Source organism: Sphingorhabdus sp. EL138 (assembly GCF_945890115.1).
Lineage (GTDB): Bacteria > Pseudomonadota > Alphaproteobacteria > Sphingomonadales > Sphingomonadaceae > Sphingorhabdus_B.
Genome location: NZ_CAMDCK010000006.1, coordinates 67,606 through 81,927 on the forward strand (window position 1 = coordinate 67,606; position 14,322 = coordinate 81,927).

Genomic DNA, 14,322 nt, shown 5'->3' on the forward strand with positions numbered 1-14,322 from the left:
CCATGATCGAAGCGGTCCTGGTGGTGCTGACCAACGCTGTTGCCGGCCGCGAAGACGATTTTGACGATTGGTACACCCATATCCATATGCGCGACGCGTTGCGGTTTCGGGGATCAATTGCGGCGCAGCGATTCAAATGGGCCGAAAAACAAGCGCAGGATTATCCATCGGGTTACGGATGGGATTATATGGCGCTTTACGATGTTTTCGATCCAGCGCGATTTTCGCGCGAGCATATGGAAAATGCGCTCACCCCGCGAATGATGGTGACCGACGCGATCCGTATGGACGGGCTCAATGACTATCATTATTTTCCGCTCCAGTTTCGCGACAATGCTCCCGGCATGCGCCATACCGGCGGGGTTATCATGGAACAGATCAAAGTCGCACACGGCGATGAAAATGCCTTCATCGATTGGTATAACGCACACTACTTCTCTGCGGCTTTGGTCCGCCCGGGTGTGCGCAAAGGCGCTTTTATGAAGTTCCTACCGCAGGGGCAATTAGTCGATATGGTGCCGGTCCATAACTTCGTTGCGACATGGCATATCGACGACTCGGCGGCGATTGATATGTGGCGGCAGGATCAGGCGTTGGAAAACTGCGCGCTCATAGACCAGCCGAGCCTTTCGGTGACGTGCTGGGAGCCTGTAACGCCAAAAATCACCGAAGATGAAATCATCCACACCAGCGCCGCCGGGCTGGCCGAGGAAGAGCGCGCGCGCGCTCATATGGGCGACCGGGTGATGACAGATCGGGGTGATGAGCTGAAAACTGTGTGAGAGGTTAATCGCGCAGAATTTGGCAATTAAGCTGCAGTCGCCTCCGCCATCATGTCCATCATATCGGCATAATGCGGTTGGTGGTGGCAAATGCCGCCATCGACCGAGATAATTTGTCCCGTAATGAAAGACCCCAAATCAGACGCGAGCCACAGCACAGCACCGGCAATATCATCCGCGACGCTTTCACGCGGCAACAACACGTGGCGTTGGATCATGCGTAGTTGCGCTTCCGTCATCTGCGCGCGGGCGACTGGGCTGAGCACCAGTCCCGGCAGGATCGCATTACAGCGGATATTACCGCGCCCGAACTGCGTTGCCGTGTTACGGGTCAGCGCGTTCACGGCCGCTTTTGATGCGCTGTAAGCAGGGTTCAGAACATCGCCCAATATCGACACACCCGAACTGGTGTTGATGATTGAGCCTCCGCCGCCTGCCATCATGTGCGGGGCGACATGCTTTGTCATCAACATCGTGCCGCGCGTGTTGATGTCAAACGCGGCGTCCCACACTTCGGCTTCCATCGCGGTCAGCGCACCGTCGCGGGTCATCTGCGCAGCGCCGGTGTTGGCGGCGTTGTTGTGGAGAATGTCGATCTGGCCATGGCGTTCCATCACAGCTGCCACCAAGGCCACAATGCTGGCTTCATCGCCCAGATTGACGGCATGGGCAAAGGCTGTGCCGCCGCCGGAAACGATCTCGCCCGCAACGCGTTCTGCGCCCACGACATTAATGTCGGCCACCACGACTTTTGCACCTTGGGCGGCGAGCATTTTGGCGCACGCTTCCCCAATGTTCGCGCCCGCGCCGGTGATGATTGCGACCTTGTCTTGCACCAAACCCATCTTCATTCTCCCAAAAGTCCCCAAGTGCCGTAATCTTCGGCAGCAACGAAAAAGCGTTCGTTCATCGGAATGCCGTTCTGGCCCCATGCGTCCAGATTGGCGACCCAGGCTTGCACGCCGTACATCACCCATAGGCGGGTCTGCTCCCACGCCTCTTCAAAGCTCGGGACACCGGCCACGCCGGTGGCGATCAGATAGTCGCGGTACTGCTTTACGAGGTCCTTGTGGTGCTTCCGACGTTCCTCGATGGTGAGCGCGCCGATCACGAAATAGGTCAGATCGCGCCACGGACGGCCACGGCGCACCAGCTGCCAATCGAGCCACAGCCGTTCGCCTTCGGGCAGGATATAGGTGTTGCCCTGATGGCAATCGCCAAGCACGATGCAGTATGGCGCATCATAGGCCCGCTCGATCTCGCCGAGCCGGTCAAAGGCGCGCTCCACCTTGCGCGGATCAGCCAGATAATGTTTCGGGGCAATACCACAGAAGCCGGGTTCTGCCAGATTGGCCTCTATCCATTGCCACATGATGCGAACCTGATCGCTGTCGATGGGCGTGTCCATTTGTGTCTGCAACCAAGGTGCATTGGCCGGGCTGATCTTGTCGCTGCCCCACAAGCTGCCATGGAGTTTTGCCAAGCCGTTTAGGTTGGACTCAATCATCGCAACGCCATTTTTGTTGGTGCTATGGCCGAATTTTCCGCCACGATCGTTCAAGTCTTCGAGTACGATGAAGCCGTGCCCACTGCCATCGTCATCCCAATCGGCGTAATAGCATGTGGCGGTCGGCACCTTCATTCCCTGTACCATGAAATGATAGAAGCGCGCTTCAACCGCATGGATATCGATATTATCGAATGCGCCAGACCAATTGGCCTTCATGCACAAATTGGCGGGCAGGCCAGCGGCGACCCCGGCATCATTCCAGTCGACCTTGATCCGCCATTTGGTCGTGTGGCTGTTGAGGAGCTCCACCGTTTCCATAGTTTTGGCGACGACGCCGGGATATTTATACCCCATCATCCGGCTGAGCCATGCAGCATCAATATCATCCATCGATGTCGGGATATGGTCGGTGCGCGCAGGGTAGGGGCGCGGCACACAATTTGGATCGATGACCGGGTTGACATATTGGGCAGGGGCTTGGGCGTCCATTTTCATTTCCTCTAGTGTTCAAATCGTTGTTTGACTGTTTTTGATCTGGCGGCTGGCGAGCGCAAGCAAAGTGCCACCAGCGAGGCAGAACAGCATCGCGGTGCCAATGCCCCAGGCAACGCCGTCCTTTCCGCCAACGATGTCGCTGATCTTGCCGATAAGCCACGCTCCGAGCCCCACACCGATCAGGTTGGCACTCATTTGCACCGCCGACACCGCGAGGCCGCGCAATTGGGGCCCAGCGGCTGTCACGATGACCGCATAAATCGGCCCGTTATACGATGCACTGAAAAATCCGGCGATCATCAGGAAGAGGAGCACCATCGAAACATCGGTGCTGGCAACGGCCGCAATTCCGGCGGCGGCGGTGATGAAAGGAATGACGGCACCAAACATCGCCGTTCGTGCGGGATCAAATCCACCGCGCCGGGCGTTGAGCCAATCCGCGATCCAACCAGCACCAAATCCGCCGATTGAACCCAATATGCCGTAAGCGATTGCGACTGTCATTCCAGCCTTGGCAATGCTGAAATCATGGCTGCTTATCAGGAACGAGGCGAGCCATGTGCTCATGCCGTAAATGGCAGTGGCGATGCAGGTGATCGCTGCCACGCAATAGCCCACACCGGGCCGCGCGAACAGCAGGCGCAGGCGCTGGGTAAGCGGGGCTGTGGCAATATCGCTTTCGAGATTAGCATCCTGCCCGCCGCGCTTTGGCTCGCGAACGGTGAAAAAGAGGATCGGTGCAAGCAAGAGTCCGGGAATGCCTGCCGCCAGAAACGCCCATCGCCAGCCATATTGTTCGACAATCCAGCCGCCGACGAAAAAGGCCAACGCTGTGCCAACGCCCGAACTCAGATACCAAATGCCAATCGCGGTCGCGCGCTTGCGTTCATCGAAATAGTCGGAAAGGATCGACATGCCGGTAGGGGATCCACCCGATTCCGCGACGCCGACCGCGGCGCGACCCGCCATCAACGTCCAAAAGCCCGTTGCCGCACCGCAGAGCGCAGTCGCCGCGCTCCAAGCCGTGAGCGCACCCGTCATCAGCGCCTTGCGGTTGAAACGGTCAACAGCAAGCCCGAACGGGATCGCGGCGATGGCAAAGGGTATGCCGTAGGCCAGCCCGGCCAGGAGCCCAAGCTGTGCGCCCGTCAGCGCAAATTCTTTACCCAGGGGATGCAGAACCAAGCCGATGACGGCGCGGTCAATGCCGTGACAGGTCTGCGCGATGGTCAGGATGGCGAGCACGTACCACCGGTAGGACGCTGGTGCCTCCCTCGTGGTCACGACCTGTCGCCTTTGCCCAAAGCCATCATCCTCATCCCGTTTATTTTGACGAACAGTTGCACAGCGACGCTTCGCGCAACCTGTCCAAGGAAAGGCGTGGATTGCGCGACTGTGGATGATTGATCGTCCAAAGACGAGGGTGAGACTATGAGTGACGCTGCAACAAACAAATCCATCGTTCGCCGCTTTTTGGGCGCGGTTCAGGACGGAGACCTCGATACGATAGAGGCGCTGCAAGCCCCCGATTGCACATGGTGGGTGGTTGGTGGCGGCGACATGACGCGCGCTGAATATACCGATGCGGTCAAAGGCATGTTGCTGACCGCTTCGACCCGCAAAGTCGAGATTATCGGCATCATTTGCGAAGGCGATACGGTGGCCGCCGAAGTCCGCTCCGAAATCCACTTCGGTGATCGCATATATGTCAATGAATATCATGACCTGTTCGTGATCCGTGACGGCCTGATCGTTCATGGCCGTGAGTATTTTGATACAAACAAAGTCGCGGCCTTTTTTGGCCCACAGGGAGAATGATCCAATGAATGCCGAACAGATCGTGCGCGATTTTCTCGCGCTGTTTCATACCCAGTCGCTTGATGTCGCCGCCTTGAGATCAATGCTGGCAGATAATGCGCGATACCAGCCCATCGTCCCGATTGCGCCGATCCGCGAAGGCGCGGACGCCATATGTGGGGAAATGGAACGCCAGTATAAACTTTATGACGAATGCGCCTGCGATACCCTGAATGTCGCAGTATCAGGCAACACTGTTTTCACCGAGCGCATCGATACCGTCCGCCAGCTTGCCAATGGGCAGCGCACGACCACGCATGTCGTGGGGGTGTTCGACCTAGATGATGAAGGCAAGATCGTCTGGTGGCGCGAATATTGGGATGCGCTCGATTGCGCGGGCCAGCTTGGAATTGATGACAAGGCGATGCGCGCCATCATGTGCGCGTAAGGGGAATGAGTATGCAATATGATGTCGTGGTGATGGGATCGGGTGCAGCGGGCCTGACCGCCGCACTGGTCGCAGCGAAAGCGGGTAACTCCGTCGCGGTGCTTGAAAAAGCCGATCATTTCGGCGGCACCACCGCGATTTCGGGGGGCGGAATCTGGATTCCGGTCAGCCCGCAGGCCAAGGCCGAAGGCGTCGATGACAGTATCGAGGTCGCGCGCGATTATGTGCTGGGCGTTGTCGGCAACCGCGCGGAACGGGCGCTGATCGATGCCTATCTCAAAAACGGCCCGGAAATGATCGAATGGCTGGCGGCAAACAGCGAAACGGTTTTCCAGATATCGCCGCCATCGAGCGACTGGTATCCAGAGGTGCCCGGCGCGGTCGATTTTGGCCGGTTGCTGGCACCCAGCGAATATGACGGCAAGAAACTCGGCAAGAATTTCGATCGGCTGCAAAAGCCGCGTCAGGAATTCAATGCCCCCGGCGGGATGATGATCGACCTGTTTGATCTGCCCTATATTGCAAAGCTGCCATCGCCCGGCGCGCTCTGGTATATGGCGAAAATTGCCATTCGATTTGCGCTCGACAATCGCAAGCTTGGACGTGGATCGCGGCTGACGATGGGCAATGCGCTGGCTGGGCGGCTGCTGCAATCGGCGATTGATGCGGGCGTTGATTTATATGAGGCAACGCCGGTTGAAGGACTGGTCACTTCCGATGGCAAAGTCACGGGCGTGCGCGCAACCGTAAAGGGCGTTTCCACCGAAATCACTGCGAATAAAGGCGTCATTCTGGCATCGGGCGGATTTTCGGCCAATGCCGAGATGCGAAAAGCCTATATCCCGTTTGCGCAGCAGCATGTGTCGATTTTGCCGTATGAAAATACAGGTGATGGCATTGTGTCTGCTCAGTCGGCGGGCGCTGTGATGGGCGCCGAAAATCATGTCAACGCGGTTTGGGCGGTTGTCTCCAAACGGACACGCGCAGACGGCTATATCGAGCGATATGCGCATCTGATCGATATGTCGAAGCCTGGCTGCATCGCGGTCAACACGGCGGGGCAAAGGTTCGGGAATGAAGCCAGCGTCCACTTTGTGGAAGCCATGCACGCGACTGGAACTGTGCCTGCTCATATCATCGCCAATGCCAAATTCGTGAAAAAATACGGTATGGGGCTGGTTCTGCCGGGCGGCGGCAAGATTAAGGAAATGGTCGCTTGTGGCTACATGAAAACCGGCGCGACGCTGGCCGAACTCGCCGCGCAAATCGGCGTAGATGCAGCAGGACTGGAAGCAACCGCGGCCAAGGTCAACGCCGACGCTGCGACCGGCAAAGATAGACAATTTGGCAAGGGCGACAGCCAGATCGATATCGAGATCGGCGATCCCAAGCACATGCCAAATGCCTGCTTCGGGCCGCTGGGCGATGGCCCCTATTACGCTATCGAAATATTCCCCGGCGATGGTTCGACAACTGTCGGCGTAAAGATCGATGACCAATGCCGGGTTATCGGCCAAAACGGCGCGCCGATTGCGGGGCTTTATGCCGCAGGACTTGATGCGAATTCTATCTGGCAGGGCAAATCCCCTGCGCATGGTTGCAATGTTGGACCCGCTATGGTGACGGGCTATATTGCAGGTAAATCGCTGGCCAGGGTATGACGATGCCTAGCGGACCGCTGAGCGGGATACGCCTTGTCGAGATGGACGCCATCGGCCCGGTGCCTTTGTGCGGTATGATCCTTTCTGGGCTCGGGACCGAAATTATCCGGATAGGCCGACCCGGTGGGCAGTCAGCATGGAGCGATGTCGGTGAGGCTGTGCTGTTGCGCGGGCGTATAAATGTAACTCTTGATCTTAAATCCGATACTGATCGCGGCACATTGCTGCAACTTGTTGAACAGGCCGATGGCTTGATCGAAGGCGGTCGGCCCGGAGTTATGGAGCGACTGGGCCTTGGGCCCGATGAATGCCTAGCCCGTATCCACGGCTGGTTTATGGCCGTGTTACCGGCTGGGGGCAGGATGGACCACTGCGACTGAATGCCGGGCATGATATCAACTATATTGCAATGACCGGTGCTCTCCATGCGATCGCACAGAAAGGGCAGGCGCCGACGGTGCCGCTAAACCTTGTTGGCGATTATGCCGGGGGTGCGATGTTCTTGGCACTTGGCATGGTGGCGGCATTACTTTCGGCGAAAACCACCGGAAAAGGGCAGGTGGTGGATGCGGCGATGGTGGATGGTGTCGCCAATCTGCTCAGCCTGTTCCATGCCTATCTTTCGACGGACAACTGGCGTGACCAAGCTGCATCGAACCTGCTTGATGGCGCTGCGCCATTCTATCGCTGCTACCCCTGCAAAGATGGCGGCCATGTCGCTGTCGGGTCGCTTGAGCCGCAATTCTATACCTTGCTGCTCGCCGGGTTGGACATTCCGGCAGACCGTTATAGCCAGAATGACAAGGACCAATGGCCAGCGATGGAGGCCGACTTTGCCGCCACATTCCTAACTAGAACACGACAGGAATGGGAAGACCGTTTTGCCAGAACCGACGCCTGTGTCTCGCCAGTGCTGTCAATGCGCGAAGCGATGAGCCATCCGGCGAATGCTGCCCGCAATATGTTCACCGATCATAGAGGCGTAACCCAGTCCGCCCCAGCGCCGCGCTTTTCCGGAACGCCGACTGAAATCCGTCCTAGTGTGACGCTGTCCTCAGCCGACGCGCTGGCGGCATGGCTATGAGGTTAATACCGATTTAATATTCTACTTCCCGTCAGGATGCTGCCTGCCGCCTTTTTGCCTCCGCCACCATCTGATAAAGCCCCCCATTATACATGGTGAGCTGCTCCATCGTCAGGTCGCGATAAGGTGTCATCGGGCAAAGCGAGTCGACCACATCCCAGAAAGGTTCGATTTTTTCCAGCACTTCATCGACCGGTCCGCATTTGACAAACGCCTCGACCATCTCGTCGCTGACATTTTTGATCACGCGTGAGACGTCGCCATGTTCACCGCCGGCTAGCTGGCAGGCGCGGGCTTCGTCGCCGAAACCGATGGCATCGAAAAATGCTTCATATTCTTTATAGCCGACATAGGCGGCGACGGTCGCACGGCTGTCGTTGATCGCCTGTTGCTTGTCATCGTTGATCGCGATCCACGGCCAGGCGTTGACTTCTACGTCACTACGCTTGCGCCCGAAACGGGCAAGTTCGGCCTCGATGAACGGCTTTTTAGCGACGGTGTAATCCACCGTCCACAGCGCATGGACCATTAGTCCATCGCCGATCTCCAGCGCCATGCTGGTCAGTTTGTCCTTAAGCGCGGCGATCCAGATCGGGATTTCTTCCCGCACCGGTGGTGCGGTCAGCATCATCTCGGTCCATTCGGCATTGAAATATTCGCCGTGGAGCGGCTCCATGCCTTTATGGGCATTGGCATTGACGTATCGCACGACCTTCACGACTTCGCGTAAATGGGTGAGCAGCTTGCGCTTTGGCTCGCCGTAAATGCCGACAATCGCACTGTGCAGTGAAGTACCGAGACCTAGCACAAATCGTCCGCCGCTGATTGTATCCAGCTCCATTGCGGCAAAGGCTGTTTCAACGGGGCTGCGGGTTCCAGCAACAGCAATGCCGGTGGAGACCTTCAGCGTGTCGGTCATCGCCGCAACGGCAGCCATCGGCACGAACGGAGGGCCGTAAATTTGTAGCGAGAAGCAGCCTTCAAAGCCCACCGCTTCCATCTGTTTGGCAATCCCACCCATGACGGGTGCGGGCAGAATGGGCATAACACCCCACCACCGGCGTTCCTGCCCGCAAGCGTTGGTTAGTCTGCTCATTTGCCGTCGTATCCTATGATTTCACTGCAATCGGCGCTAACATTATCGCGGTAGGCAAAATCACCACGGGCCTGACGTTCAGCAAGCGCGGTCATCAGAACGCGGTATTTCTGTCCGGCTTCATCAAGCGGTGAATGCAGATCCTTACGCGTTTCCGGGTTCATATAGCGGGGGCTTTGCGGGCTGGTCATGGTGCTATCCTGCCGTGAAACCTTATAGCTCGCCTTGGGCATCAGATAGCGGAAGAGGTTTGATTTTTTCACATTGGACGTGTTCATCGCGTAGTCCAGCCGTGTCCGGTCGCGCGTTTCCGGAACACAGGGGTGAAACAATTGCACATTGTCGCCCGGTGAAAAACGACCATAGGCAATGGCGGCATGGCTGCGGAGATAGATGCGGATCACTTGGCGGACTTGCTGGACATCGCTCTTCACCCCGCCAAACCATTTCATGATCGGCGCAACCGATTTGTTGGTGCAGCGGCGCACCATCGTAATCGTTTCGCTGTCATAGAAAACTTCGACGACCTCTTTGTCCATTTTTTCGTCGCCCACCACATCGGCATGGAGGAAATCGGCATGGGTCAAATCGATCAGGTTTTCGAGGCTGAGCGGTGCTGTACAATCAAATCGCACCGTGCCAAGCATATGTTTGGGTAAGTTGCCCTCGGCAGGCAGATAGGGAATGCTCGGCAGATGCGCAGGGTCGGCATTGGCTGGGTTGCCAAACCAGCACCAGACATAGCCATAATGTTCCAACACCGGATAGCGGCCAGCAGCATCGCTGAAATCGCTTTTGTCGGTCGGGTCGGTGTCATTGGGATGGAATTCGGCGGCAACCGCAACGCCGTTTTCGCGCCATAGATAAAAGGGTTGCGAATAAACCGAACGGCGCGCCGGTTTGTCCACGACGGCAAAGCTGTGCGCAAGCGGGAACCAGGCGTCCTTTAGAACGATGTCATGCGGTACCCAATTGTTGACGGCCGCCGCAAAATTGCGCGGGTCACCAGCGATGGGGTCTGCAAAGTCTTGTTCGGGCGCAGTGTCCTTAATGTCCAACATGGCTGCTCTCTCCTCTTTAAGCTGCGACGTTGTGGGCAGCGGCTTGGTGTGATCGTATTTCTTCGCGCAAGGCGGCGGCATGGATGGATGCCGATGGTTTCAACGTCCGTAGTGCCGCGCCGTTGACTGAGGGTAGGATGCGGAACGGTGTGCCGAACCCCAACATTTTCGCCATCAGCCCGGGGCGTGTTGAGCCCAATTTTGCACGCCAACGTACTTGTGTAACCCCCCTTGCGGCGGGGACCGGCGCGACAGTTGCGGACAGCAGCGTATTGAAGGCATTGTCGCGCAACAAAAGGTCAGTTTCGCCAGTTACGGGGTCGGTGCCGATCCGCAGCGTAATCGGGAAGTCGGAGCTAAACGGCGCTGGCCAATGCGGGCTTTTCCACTGGCATGACCGTTCAAGCACTAGCTTGCCGTTCTGCTCGGCCAGTTCGGACATCAGATACGGCGTATAGTGCACACCTTTGATCGCGATCACCAAAGCGGGGTCGTCAAACAACGCTGCGATCAGATGTTCATGGCTAAGCGAGACGTTTTCGGTGCCGGATAACGGCAGAGTTTCAGTCGTAGGCGAAACAGGGGCAGCGGCTTTTGCATTCAAGCAAATCCTCACGAACCCGCCGCCTTCCGAGACAGCAAACGGCACAGCGCGGTAAATCGGCGGGTATTTCTGCTCGCCTTTCAGGTTCGGTATGTCCACCAAACGACCGCTTTCTCCGTCATATGTCCAACCGTGATAGCCGCATTGGATCGCACCACTTGCCAGGACGCACCCGAGCGAAAGCGGTGCGCGGCGGTGTGGGCAGCGATCTTCAAGTGCGCGCACAAATCCGTCTTTGTCGCGCCACAGCACAACCGGTTGGTCGCCAATATCGATATTGATCGGCTTGTCTCCGGTCACTTCCTCGGATCGGGCTACCGCCCACCAGACATCCTCCGTCATCGCGAATCTCGCTGTTTTTGTTATCAGGACATTAAATTGACAGATGACAATTTATAAGTCAAGCTCGCAACATGTTCGATGCACCATCCGAAGTTATCACCGCTGCAACAGGCGACGCCCCTGCGCTGCGCCGTCGTGGACGCCCTGCGGTTGATACAGCGCATGCGATTGATGAATCGGTTTTCCTTGCCGCAGCATTCTCGATGTTTGCAGAACGCGGTTATGATGCGACCACATTGCGCGAACTGGCCCGTGACCTAGGCGTCAGCCACAATCTTCTCAACGTTCGCTTCGGCCTGAAAGCCAATTTGTGGAGAGCCGCTGTCGATTGGCGGATGGTTGAAGCCTCTACCTCCGTCGTCGCTGCATTTGACGGGGAAGGTGACGCCGAACAACGATTGCGCGATCTGGTCCGACGCTTTTGCGAATGGGCTACCGAAAACCGAGATATCGTCGCTATCAGCTATCATGAGGGGCAACGCGATAGCTGGCGGCTCGAATATATCGTGCAGACGTTCATCCGTCCGTTTCAGGTCCGGCTCGACGCGCTGATCGATGAAGTGCGCGCGGTGCGACCGGTGCATGCGTTATCGACAACCGCGCTGATGGCGTTGTTAGTGCAGGGCGTCGGCTTTTATTTCGCGGCGAGGCCGTTGCAGCTCAGGTTGGGTGAAACCGCCGATGCCTCGCACGAGACAGCGCTCATTCAAGCACGTCAGTTCGCAGATTTTCTGATTGGCGGTCTACTGACGACCGGCGTCTAGACATAATACAGGTTGGCGATGCGCTTCCGGTAAATTGCTGCCTTTTCGGGTTCGATCCCAAATTGCGGGACAACCGGAGTAATCGCATCGGCATATTGCGCGCGTTCAGCGACTTGCTCCTGCACCTCAGCGGCTGATCCCAGAATTGTGATTGCCGTGATCATTTCGTCAGGGCAGGCCTTCGCCATTGCATCGTAATCCTGAATAGCAAATGCCGCCTGAATTGCTTCAGCCTCTTTGCCAAAACCGATTTCGGCGAAGTAGCGAAGATATTGCGGCGACTGCGTATAGAAAGCGATGTTGGTTCGCGCATCGGCAATGGCTTCTGCGCGATTATCGTTAATGACGGTGAAAATCATCAGGTTGATCGTGACGTCGGTGCGCTTTCGGCCAGCTTTATTGAGACCCAAAGCCAAGGATTGACCAACTCTGTCGCGAAGCCATGCTGTGGTCCAAAGCGGGTGACCGAGTAAGCCGTCAGCAATTGCGCCCGCTTGTTCACACGCCTTTTCAAACACCGCAGGCAGGTAAATTGGAATCGCGGACCTTCGCGCTGGGCGCACCAACCGGAAATGCGAAAGGTCGAGCGTGTTATACTCGCCTTCAAGCCGCTTTAGTTCGCCCGTATGGCCCTGTTCAATTACGGCGCGGACTTGGCCGACGATTTCCCGCATATGCTTCAGCGGCTTGCCGTAGGGCATACCAAAGCTGCCCTCGATCTGGCTTTCCGCGCTTGATCCCAAACCCAGAACGACACGGCCATCGCTGATGTGATCGAGGTCGATGGCGCTACAGGCGGTCTCTAGCGGACTGCGCGTAAAGGCAAGCGCGATGCCGGTTCCGAGCTTGATCCGTGTCGTGACCGCTGCCGCTGCGGCAAGGGTAGTGAAAGGCGCGCCAAAGATTTGCGGCGCCCACACGCCTTCAACGCCTGCGGCCTCCCAGGATTGGACGAGTGGCACCAGCTCGCTTGCCGGCAATACCGGCAGCTCGGCCCAAACGGGTGTCCTTGGCATCAGTCTTCCTGTGCAATTGTGATGACAGCTCCTTTAAGCGCGTCGGTGACCGGGATTTGGCAACTCAGCCGGCTATTGGCGTTGCGGTGCTCCGAACTGTCGAGCAAATCATCTTCATCGGGACTGACCGGGACCAATTTTGCCAGGGTCGCGTCGTCGATATGGACATGGCAGGTGGCGCAAGAACAGCAGCCGCCGCAAAGTGCAAGCAACTCGTCGAAACCTTCATCGCGAAGTGCTTCCATAAGCGACAGACCCTCCGTTGCGGTGAACTCTTTTTCGCTACCGTCGCGCTTGACGACCTTAATTTGTGTCACGGTATTTGCTCCTTAAAAATCAGGTTATTTGACTTCCTTTTGAACCGGGAACCGGTCGAAATAGAATTGAAATTGGCTCCGGATATCCGCTGCCGCGATGTCAAAATCGCGTTCCAGATTGAACACGACGCGTCCTTTGACGCCGGGGTCATTGTCGGCATGATATTGGTGCAATGTAGCCAGTGTCGCGGCGTCCAAAGGCATATCTGCCTTTGCGTATATTTCAGCGAGGATTGGATTGGGGTCCTTGATCCATTCGTGAAAATACACATCGACCGTTTGTTCAGGCGGCAGGATGTGGTGATCGCGAACGCATCGTTCGAGCAAGGTTTTGTAGCGATCGATCCAATAGCCTTTGGACTCTTCAGGATCTGATTTCGTTCGCAACACCCGGGACGCGTAGAGCGCCATAGACAGCGACGAGCGGATCGAACCCACCGGGTCGCGGTGGGTAATAACATAAGTGGCGTCAGGGAACGTTGCGCGCAGGGCGGGCAATTGCTCCATATGCTGCGGGCATTTTATCACCCAGCGGTTTGGGCCTTTAAGGAAGGTCAGAACCTGCAAGCCTTTTTTGAGGTAGGCGTAAGTGCCGGTCTGATCATGGCTCAAATAATAGTCCCGCCATTTCGGCACATGCGCCATCCACTCGATCAGATAGGACGAGAAATCGAGCGCCTGAAGCTCGATATCCTCGCTGATATGGTCAGCGGTGAATTCGTGCATATACGCCATATAGGGCAACAACGCCTCAAACTGCTGCCACCCGGCATCGGCGCGTGTCCAGCGCGGATTCGGATCGGTCGCGGTTGGCGCGTCGGCGTCGGTTGGGACGGGGGCAATGGCTTCCCACCAAGGCAGTGACCGGAGGCGTGTGTCTGCGGACAGCAACCCGAGCAGATGCGTCGTCCCTGATCGAGGCGGCCCTGCGACAATGATCGGCCGGTCAATTTCAATGTCGAGAATTTCAGGGTGGCGTTTGCAGATGTCTTCGACGCGAAGCCGGTCGCTGGCATAGCGAAGGATCATCGTCCAAAGCCCCGCTTTACCGACGGGTGACAAAAATTCATCCTCGTTAATCGCTTCACACCAGATATTCAGCCGCTCGACGAAATCCATCGCGCCGAAGTCTGAAAGTCCGGTCTGCGCCTTGGCAGTTTCGAGAAATGTGTTAGTTGAAAAATCGAAGGTCGCTTGCGCTGCCCCGGCGAGCGCCATTTTCTGGGCATCGCTCAGCACTGGATTGCGCATATCGGTGATGTCGATCACTTCGCCGCTTTTCCCCGATCCGCTCACATGCTTCTCCCTTCGTTGCGTCGCTATCAACCGAGATAATTTAACCGCT

At 57.0% G+C, this 14,322-nt stretch carries 14 protein-coding genes and 1 pseudogene; 6 read left to right on the forward strand and 9 right to left on the reverse strand.

Annotation, left to right across the window (positions count from 1 at the left end):
• Positions 1-2: 2 nt before the first annotated feature.
• A complete protein-coding gene (locus Q0O07_RS04235; RefSeq protein WP_295490762.1) occupies positions 3-782 on the forward strand; it encodes a hypothetical protein in 780 nt (259 codons plus the stop codon).
• A gap of 26 nt (positions 783-808) precedes the next feature.
• Here the strand turns inward: Q0O07_RS04235 and Q0O07_RS04240 are convergent, their stop codons facing one another.
• Genes Q0O07_RS04240 through Q0O07_RS04250 form a run of 3 tightly spaced genes read right to left on the reverse strand, consistent with a single transcriptional unit; the run spans position 809 to position 4,071 of the window.
• The gene (locus Q0O07_RS04240; protein WP_295490765.1) at positions 809-1,627 is read right to left on the reverse strand and encodes an SDR family NAD(P)-dependent oxidoreductase; all 819 of its coding nucleotides are present in this window, start codon (positions 1,625-1,627) and stop codon (positions 809-811) included.
• 2 nt (positions 1,628-1,629) lie between these two features.
• Positions 1,630-2,781 (reverse strand): oxidoreductase family protein, encoded by a 1,152-nt coding sequence (locus Q0O07_RS04245; protein ID WP_295490767.1) that lies wholly within the window; start codon positions 2,779-2,781, stop codon positions 1,630-1,632.
• A gap of 18 nt (positions 2,782-2,799) precedes the next feature.
• Positions 2,800-4,071, reverse strand: a complete 1,272-nt coding sequence (locus Q0O07_RS04250; RefSeq protein ID WP_295490769.1) for an MFS transporter — start codon at positions 4,069-4,071, stop codon at positions 2,800-2,802.
• A gap of 147 nt (positions 4,072-4,218) precedes the next feature.
• On the opposite strand from Q0O07_RS04250, the gene Q0O07_RS04255 reads away from it, so the two are divergent.
• From Q0O07_RS04255 to Q0O07_RS04270, 4 genes and pseudogenes are all read left to right on the forward strand, one after another.
• Positions 4,219-4,605, forward strand: a complete 387-nt coding sequence (locus Q0O07_RS04255) for a nuclear transport factor 2 family protein (protein WP_295490772.1) — start codon at positions 4,219-4,221, stop codon at positions 4,603-4,605.
• A gap of 4 nt (positions 4,606-4,609) precedes the next feature.
• On the forward strand, positions 4,610-5,032 hold the full coding sequence (locus Q0O07_RS04260; RefSeq protein WP_295490774.1) for a nuclear transport factor 2 family protein: 423 nt from the start codon (positions 4,610-4,612) through the stop codon (positions 5,030-5,032).
• Between the two features lie 5 nt (positions 5,033-5,037).
• Entirely contained in the window at positions 5,038-6,693 is a 1,656-nt protein-coding gene (locus Q0O07_RS04265; protein ID WP_295490777.1) for an FAD-dependent oxidoreductase, read from the forward strand.
• Positions 6,694-6,767: 74 nt separating this feature from the next.
• Positions 6,768-7,777 (forward strand): annotated as a pseudogene (locus Q0O07_RS04270) (CaiB/BaiF CoA transferase family protein).
• 31 nt (positions 7,778-7,808) lie between these two features.
• Here the strand turns inward: Q0O07_RS04270 and Q0O07_RS04275 are convergent.
• The 3 genes from Q0O07_RS04275 to Q0O07_RS04285 form a co-directional block, all read right to left on the reverse strand.
• Complete coding sequence (locus tag Q0O07_RS04275; protein ID WP_295490780.1) at positions 7,809-8,798, reverse strand: LLM class flavin-dependent oxidoreductase; 990 nt, start codon at positions 8,796-8,798, stop codon at positions 7,809-7,811.
• A 71-nt stretch (positions 8,799-8,869) separates the two neighbouring features.
• Entirely contained in the window at positions 8,870-9,934 is a 1,065-nt protein-coding gene (locus Q0O07_RS04280; RefSeq protein ID WP_295490783.1) for an aromatic ring-hydroxylating dioxygenase subunit alpha, read from the reverse strand.
• Between the two features lie 16 nt (positions 9,935-9,950).
• Positions 9,951-10,880, reverse strand: coding sequence for a Rieske (2Fe-2S) protein (locus Q0O07_RS04285; RefSeq protein WP_295490785.1), 930 nt, complete (start codon positions 10,878-10,880; stop codon positions 9,951-9,953).
• Between the two features lie 71 nt (positions 10,881-10,951).
• Here Q0O07_RS04285 and Q0O07_RS04290 point away from each other — a divergent pair, with 71 nt between their 5' ends.
• The gene (locus Q0O07_RS04290) at positions 10,952-11,644 is read left to right on the forward strand and encodes a TetR/AcrR family transcriptional regulator (RefSeq protein WP_295490788.1); all 693 of its coding nucleotides are present in this window, start codon (positions 10,952-10,954) and stop codon (positions 11,642-11,644) included.
• On the opposite strand, the gene Q0O07_RS04295 is transcribed toward Q0O07_RS04290, so the two are convergent.
• Genes Q0O07_RS04295 through Q0O07_RS04305 form a run of 3 tightly spaced genes read right to left on the reverse strand, consistent with a single transcriptional unit; the run spans position 11,641 to position 14,273 of the window.
• A complete protein-coding gene (locus tag Q0O07_RS04295) occupies positions 11,641-12,660 on the reverse strand; it encodes an LLM class flavin-dependent oxidoreductase (RefSeq protein WP_295490791.1) in 1,020 nt (339 codons plus the stop codon). The two genes, Q0O07_RS04290 and Q0O07_RS04295, sit on opposite strands and share 4 nt — an antisense overlap.
• Positions 12,660-12,977: a 2Fe-2S iron-sulfur cluster-binding protein gene (locus Q0O07_RS04300; RefSeq protein WP_295490794.1), complete on the reverse strand. Its 318-nt coding sequence runs from the start codon at positions 12,975-12,977 to the stop codon at positions 12,660-12,662. The genes Q0O07_RS04295 and Q0O07_RS04300 overlap by 1 nt, the downstream gene beginning before the upstream one ends.
• A 24-nt stretch (positions 12,978-13,001) precedes the next feature.
• Entirely contained in the window at positions 13,002-14,273 is a 1,272-nt protein-coding gene (locus Q0O07_RS04305) for a sulfotransferase (RefSeq protein WP_295490797.1), read from the reverse strand.
• Positions 14,274-14,322 lie beyond the last annotated feature (49 nt).

Bases quoted from the DNA above. Each gene is read 5' to 3' on its own strand.
- Q0O07_RS04235 (WP_295490762.1), top strand. From the start codon at position 3: ATGATCGAAGCGGTCCTGGTGGTGCTGACCAACGCTGTTGCCGGCCGC.
- Q0O07_RS04240 (WP_295490765.1), bottom strand. From the start codon at position 1,627: ATGGGTTTGGTGCAAGACAAGGTCGCAATCATCACCGGCGCGGGCGCG.
- Q0O07_RS04245 (WP_295490767.1), bottom strand. From the start codon at position 2,781: ATGGACGCCCAAGCCCCTGCCCAATATGTCAACCCGGTCATCGATCCA.
- Q0O07_RS04255 (WP_295490772.1), top strand. From the start codon at position 4,219: ATGAGTGACGCTGCAACAAACAAATCCATCGTTCGCCGCTTTTTGGGC.
- Q0O07_RS04260 (WP_295490774.1), top strand. From the start codon at position 4,610: ATGAATGCCGAACAGATCGTGCGCGATTTTCTCGCGCTGTTTCATACC.
- Q0O07_RS04265 (WP_295490777.1), top strand. From the start codon at position 5,038: ATGAGTATGCAATATGATGTCGTGGTGATGGGATCGGGTGCAGCGGGC.
- Q0O07_RS04275 (WP_295490780.1), bottom strand. From the start codon at position 8,798: ATGGGTGGGATTGCCAAACAGATGGAAGCGGTGGGCTTTGAAGGCTGC.
- Q0O07_RS04280 (WP_295490783.1), bottom strand. From the start codon at position 9,934: ATGTTGGACATTAAGGACACTGCGCCCGAACAAGACTTTGCAGACCCC.
- Q0O07_RS04285 (WP_295490785.1), bottom strand. From the start codon at position 10,880: ATGACGGAGGATGTCTGGTGGGCGGTAGCCCGATCCGAGGAAGTGACC.
- Q0O07_RS04290 (WP_295490788.1), top strand. From the start codon at position 10,952: ATGTTCGATGCACCATCCGAAGTTATCACCGCTGCAACAGGCGACGCC.
- Q0O07_RS04295 (WP_295490791.1), bottom strand. From the start codon at position 12,660: ATGCCAAGGACACCCGTTTGGGCCGAGCTGCCGGTATTGCCGGCAAGC.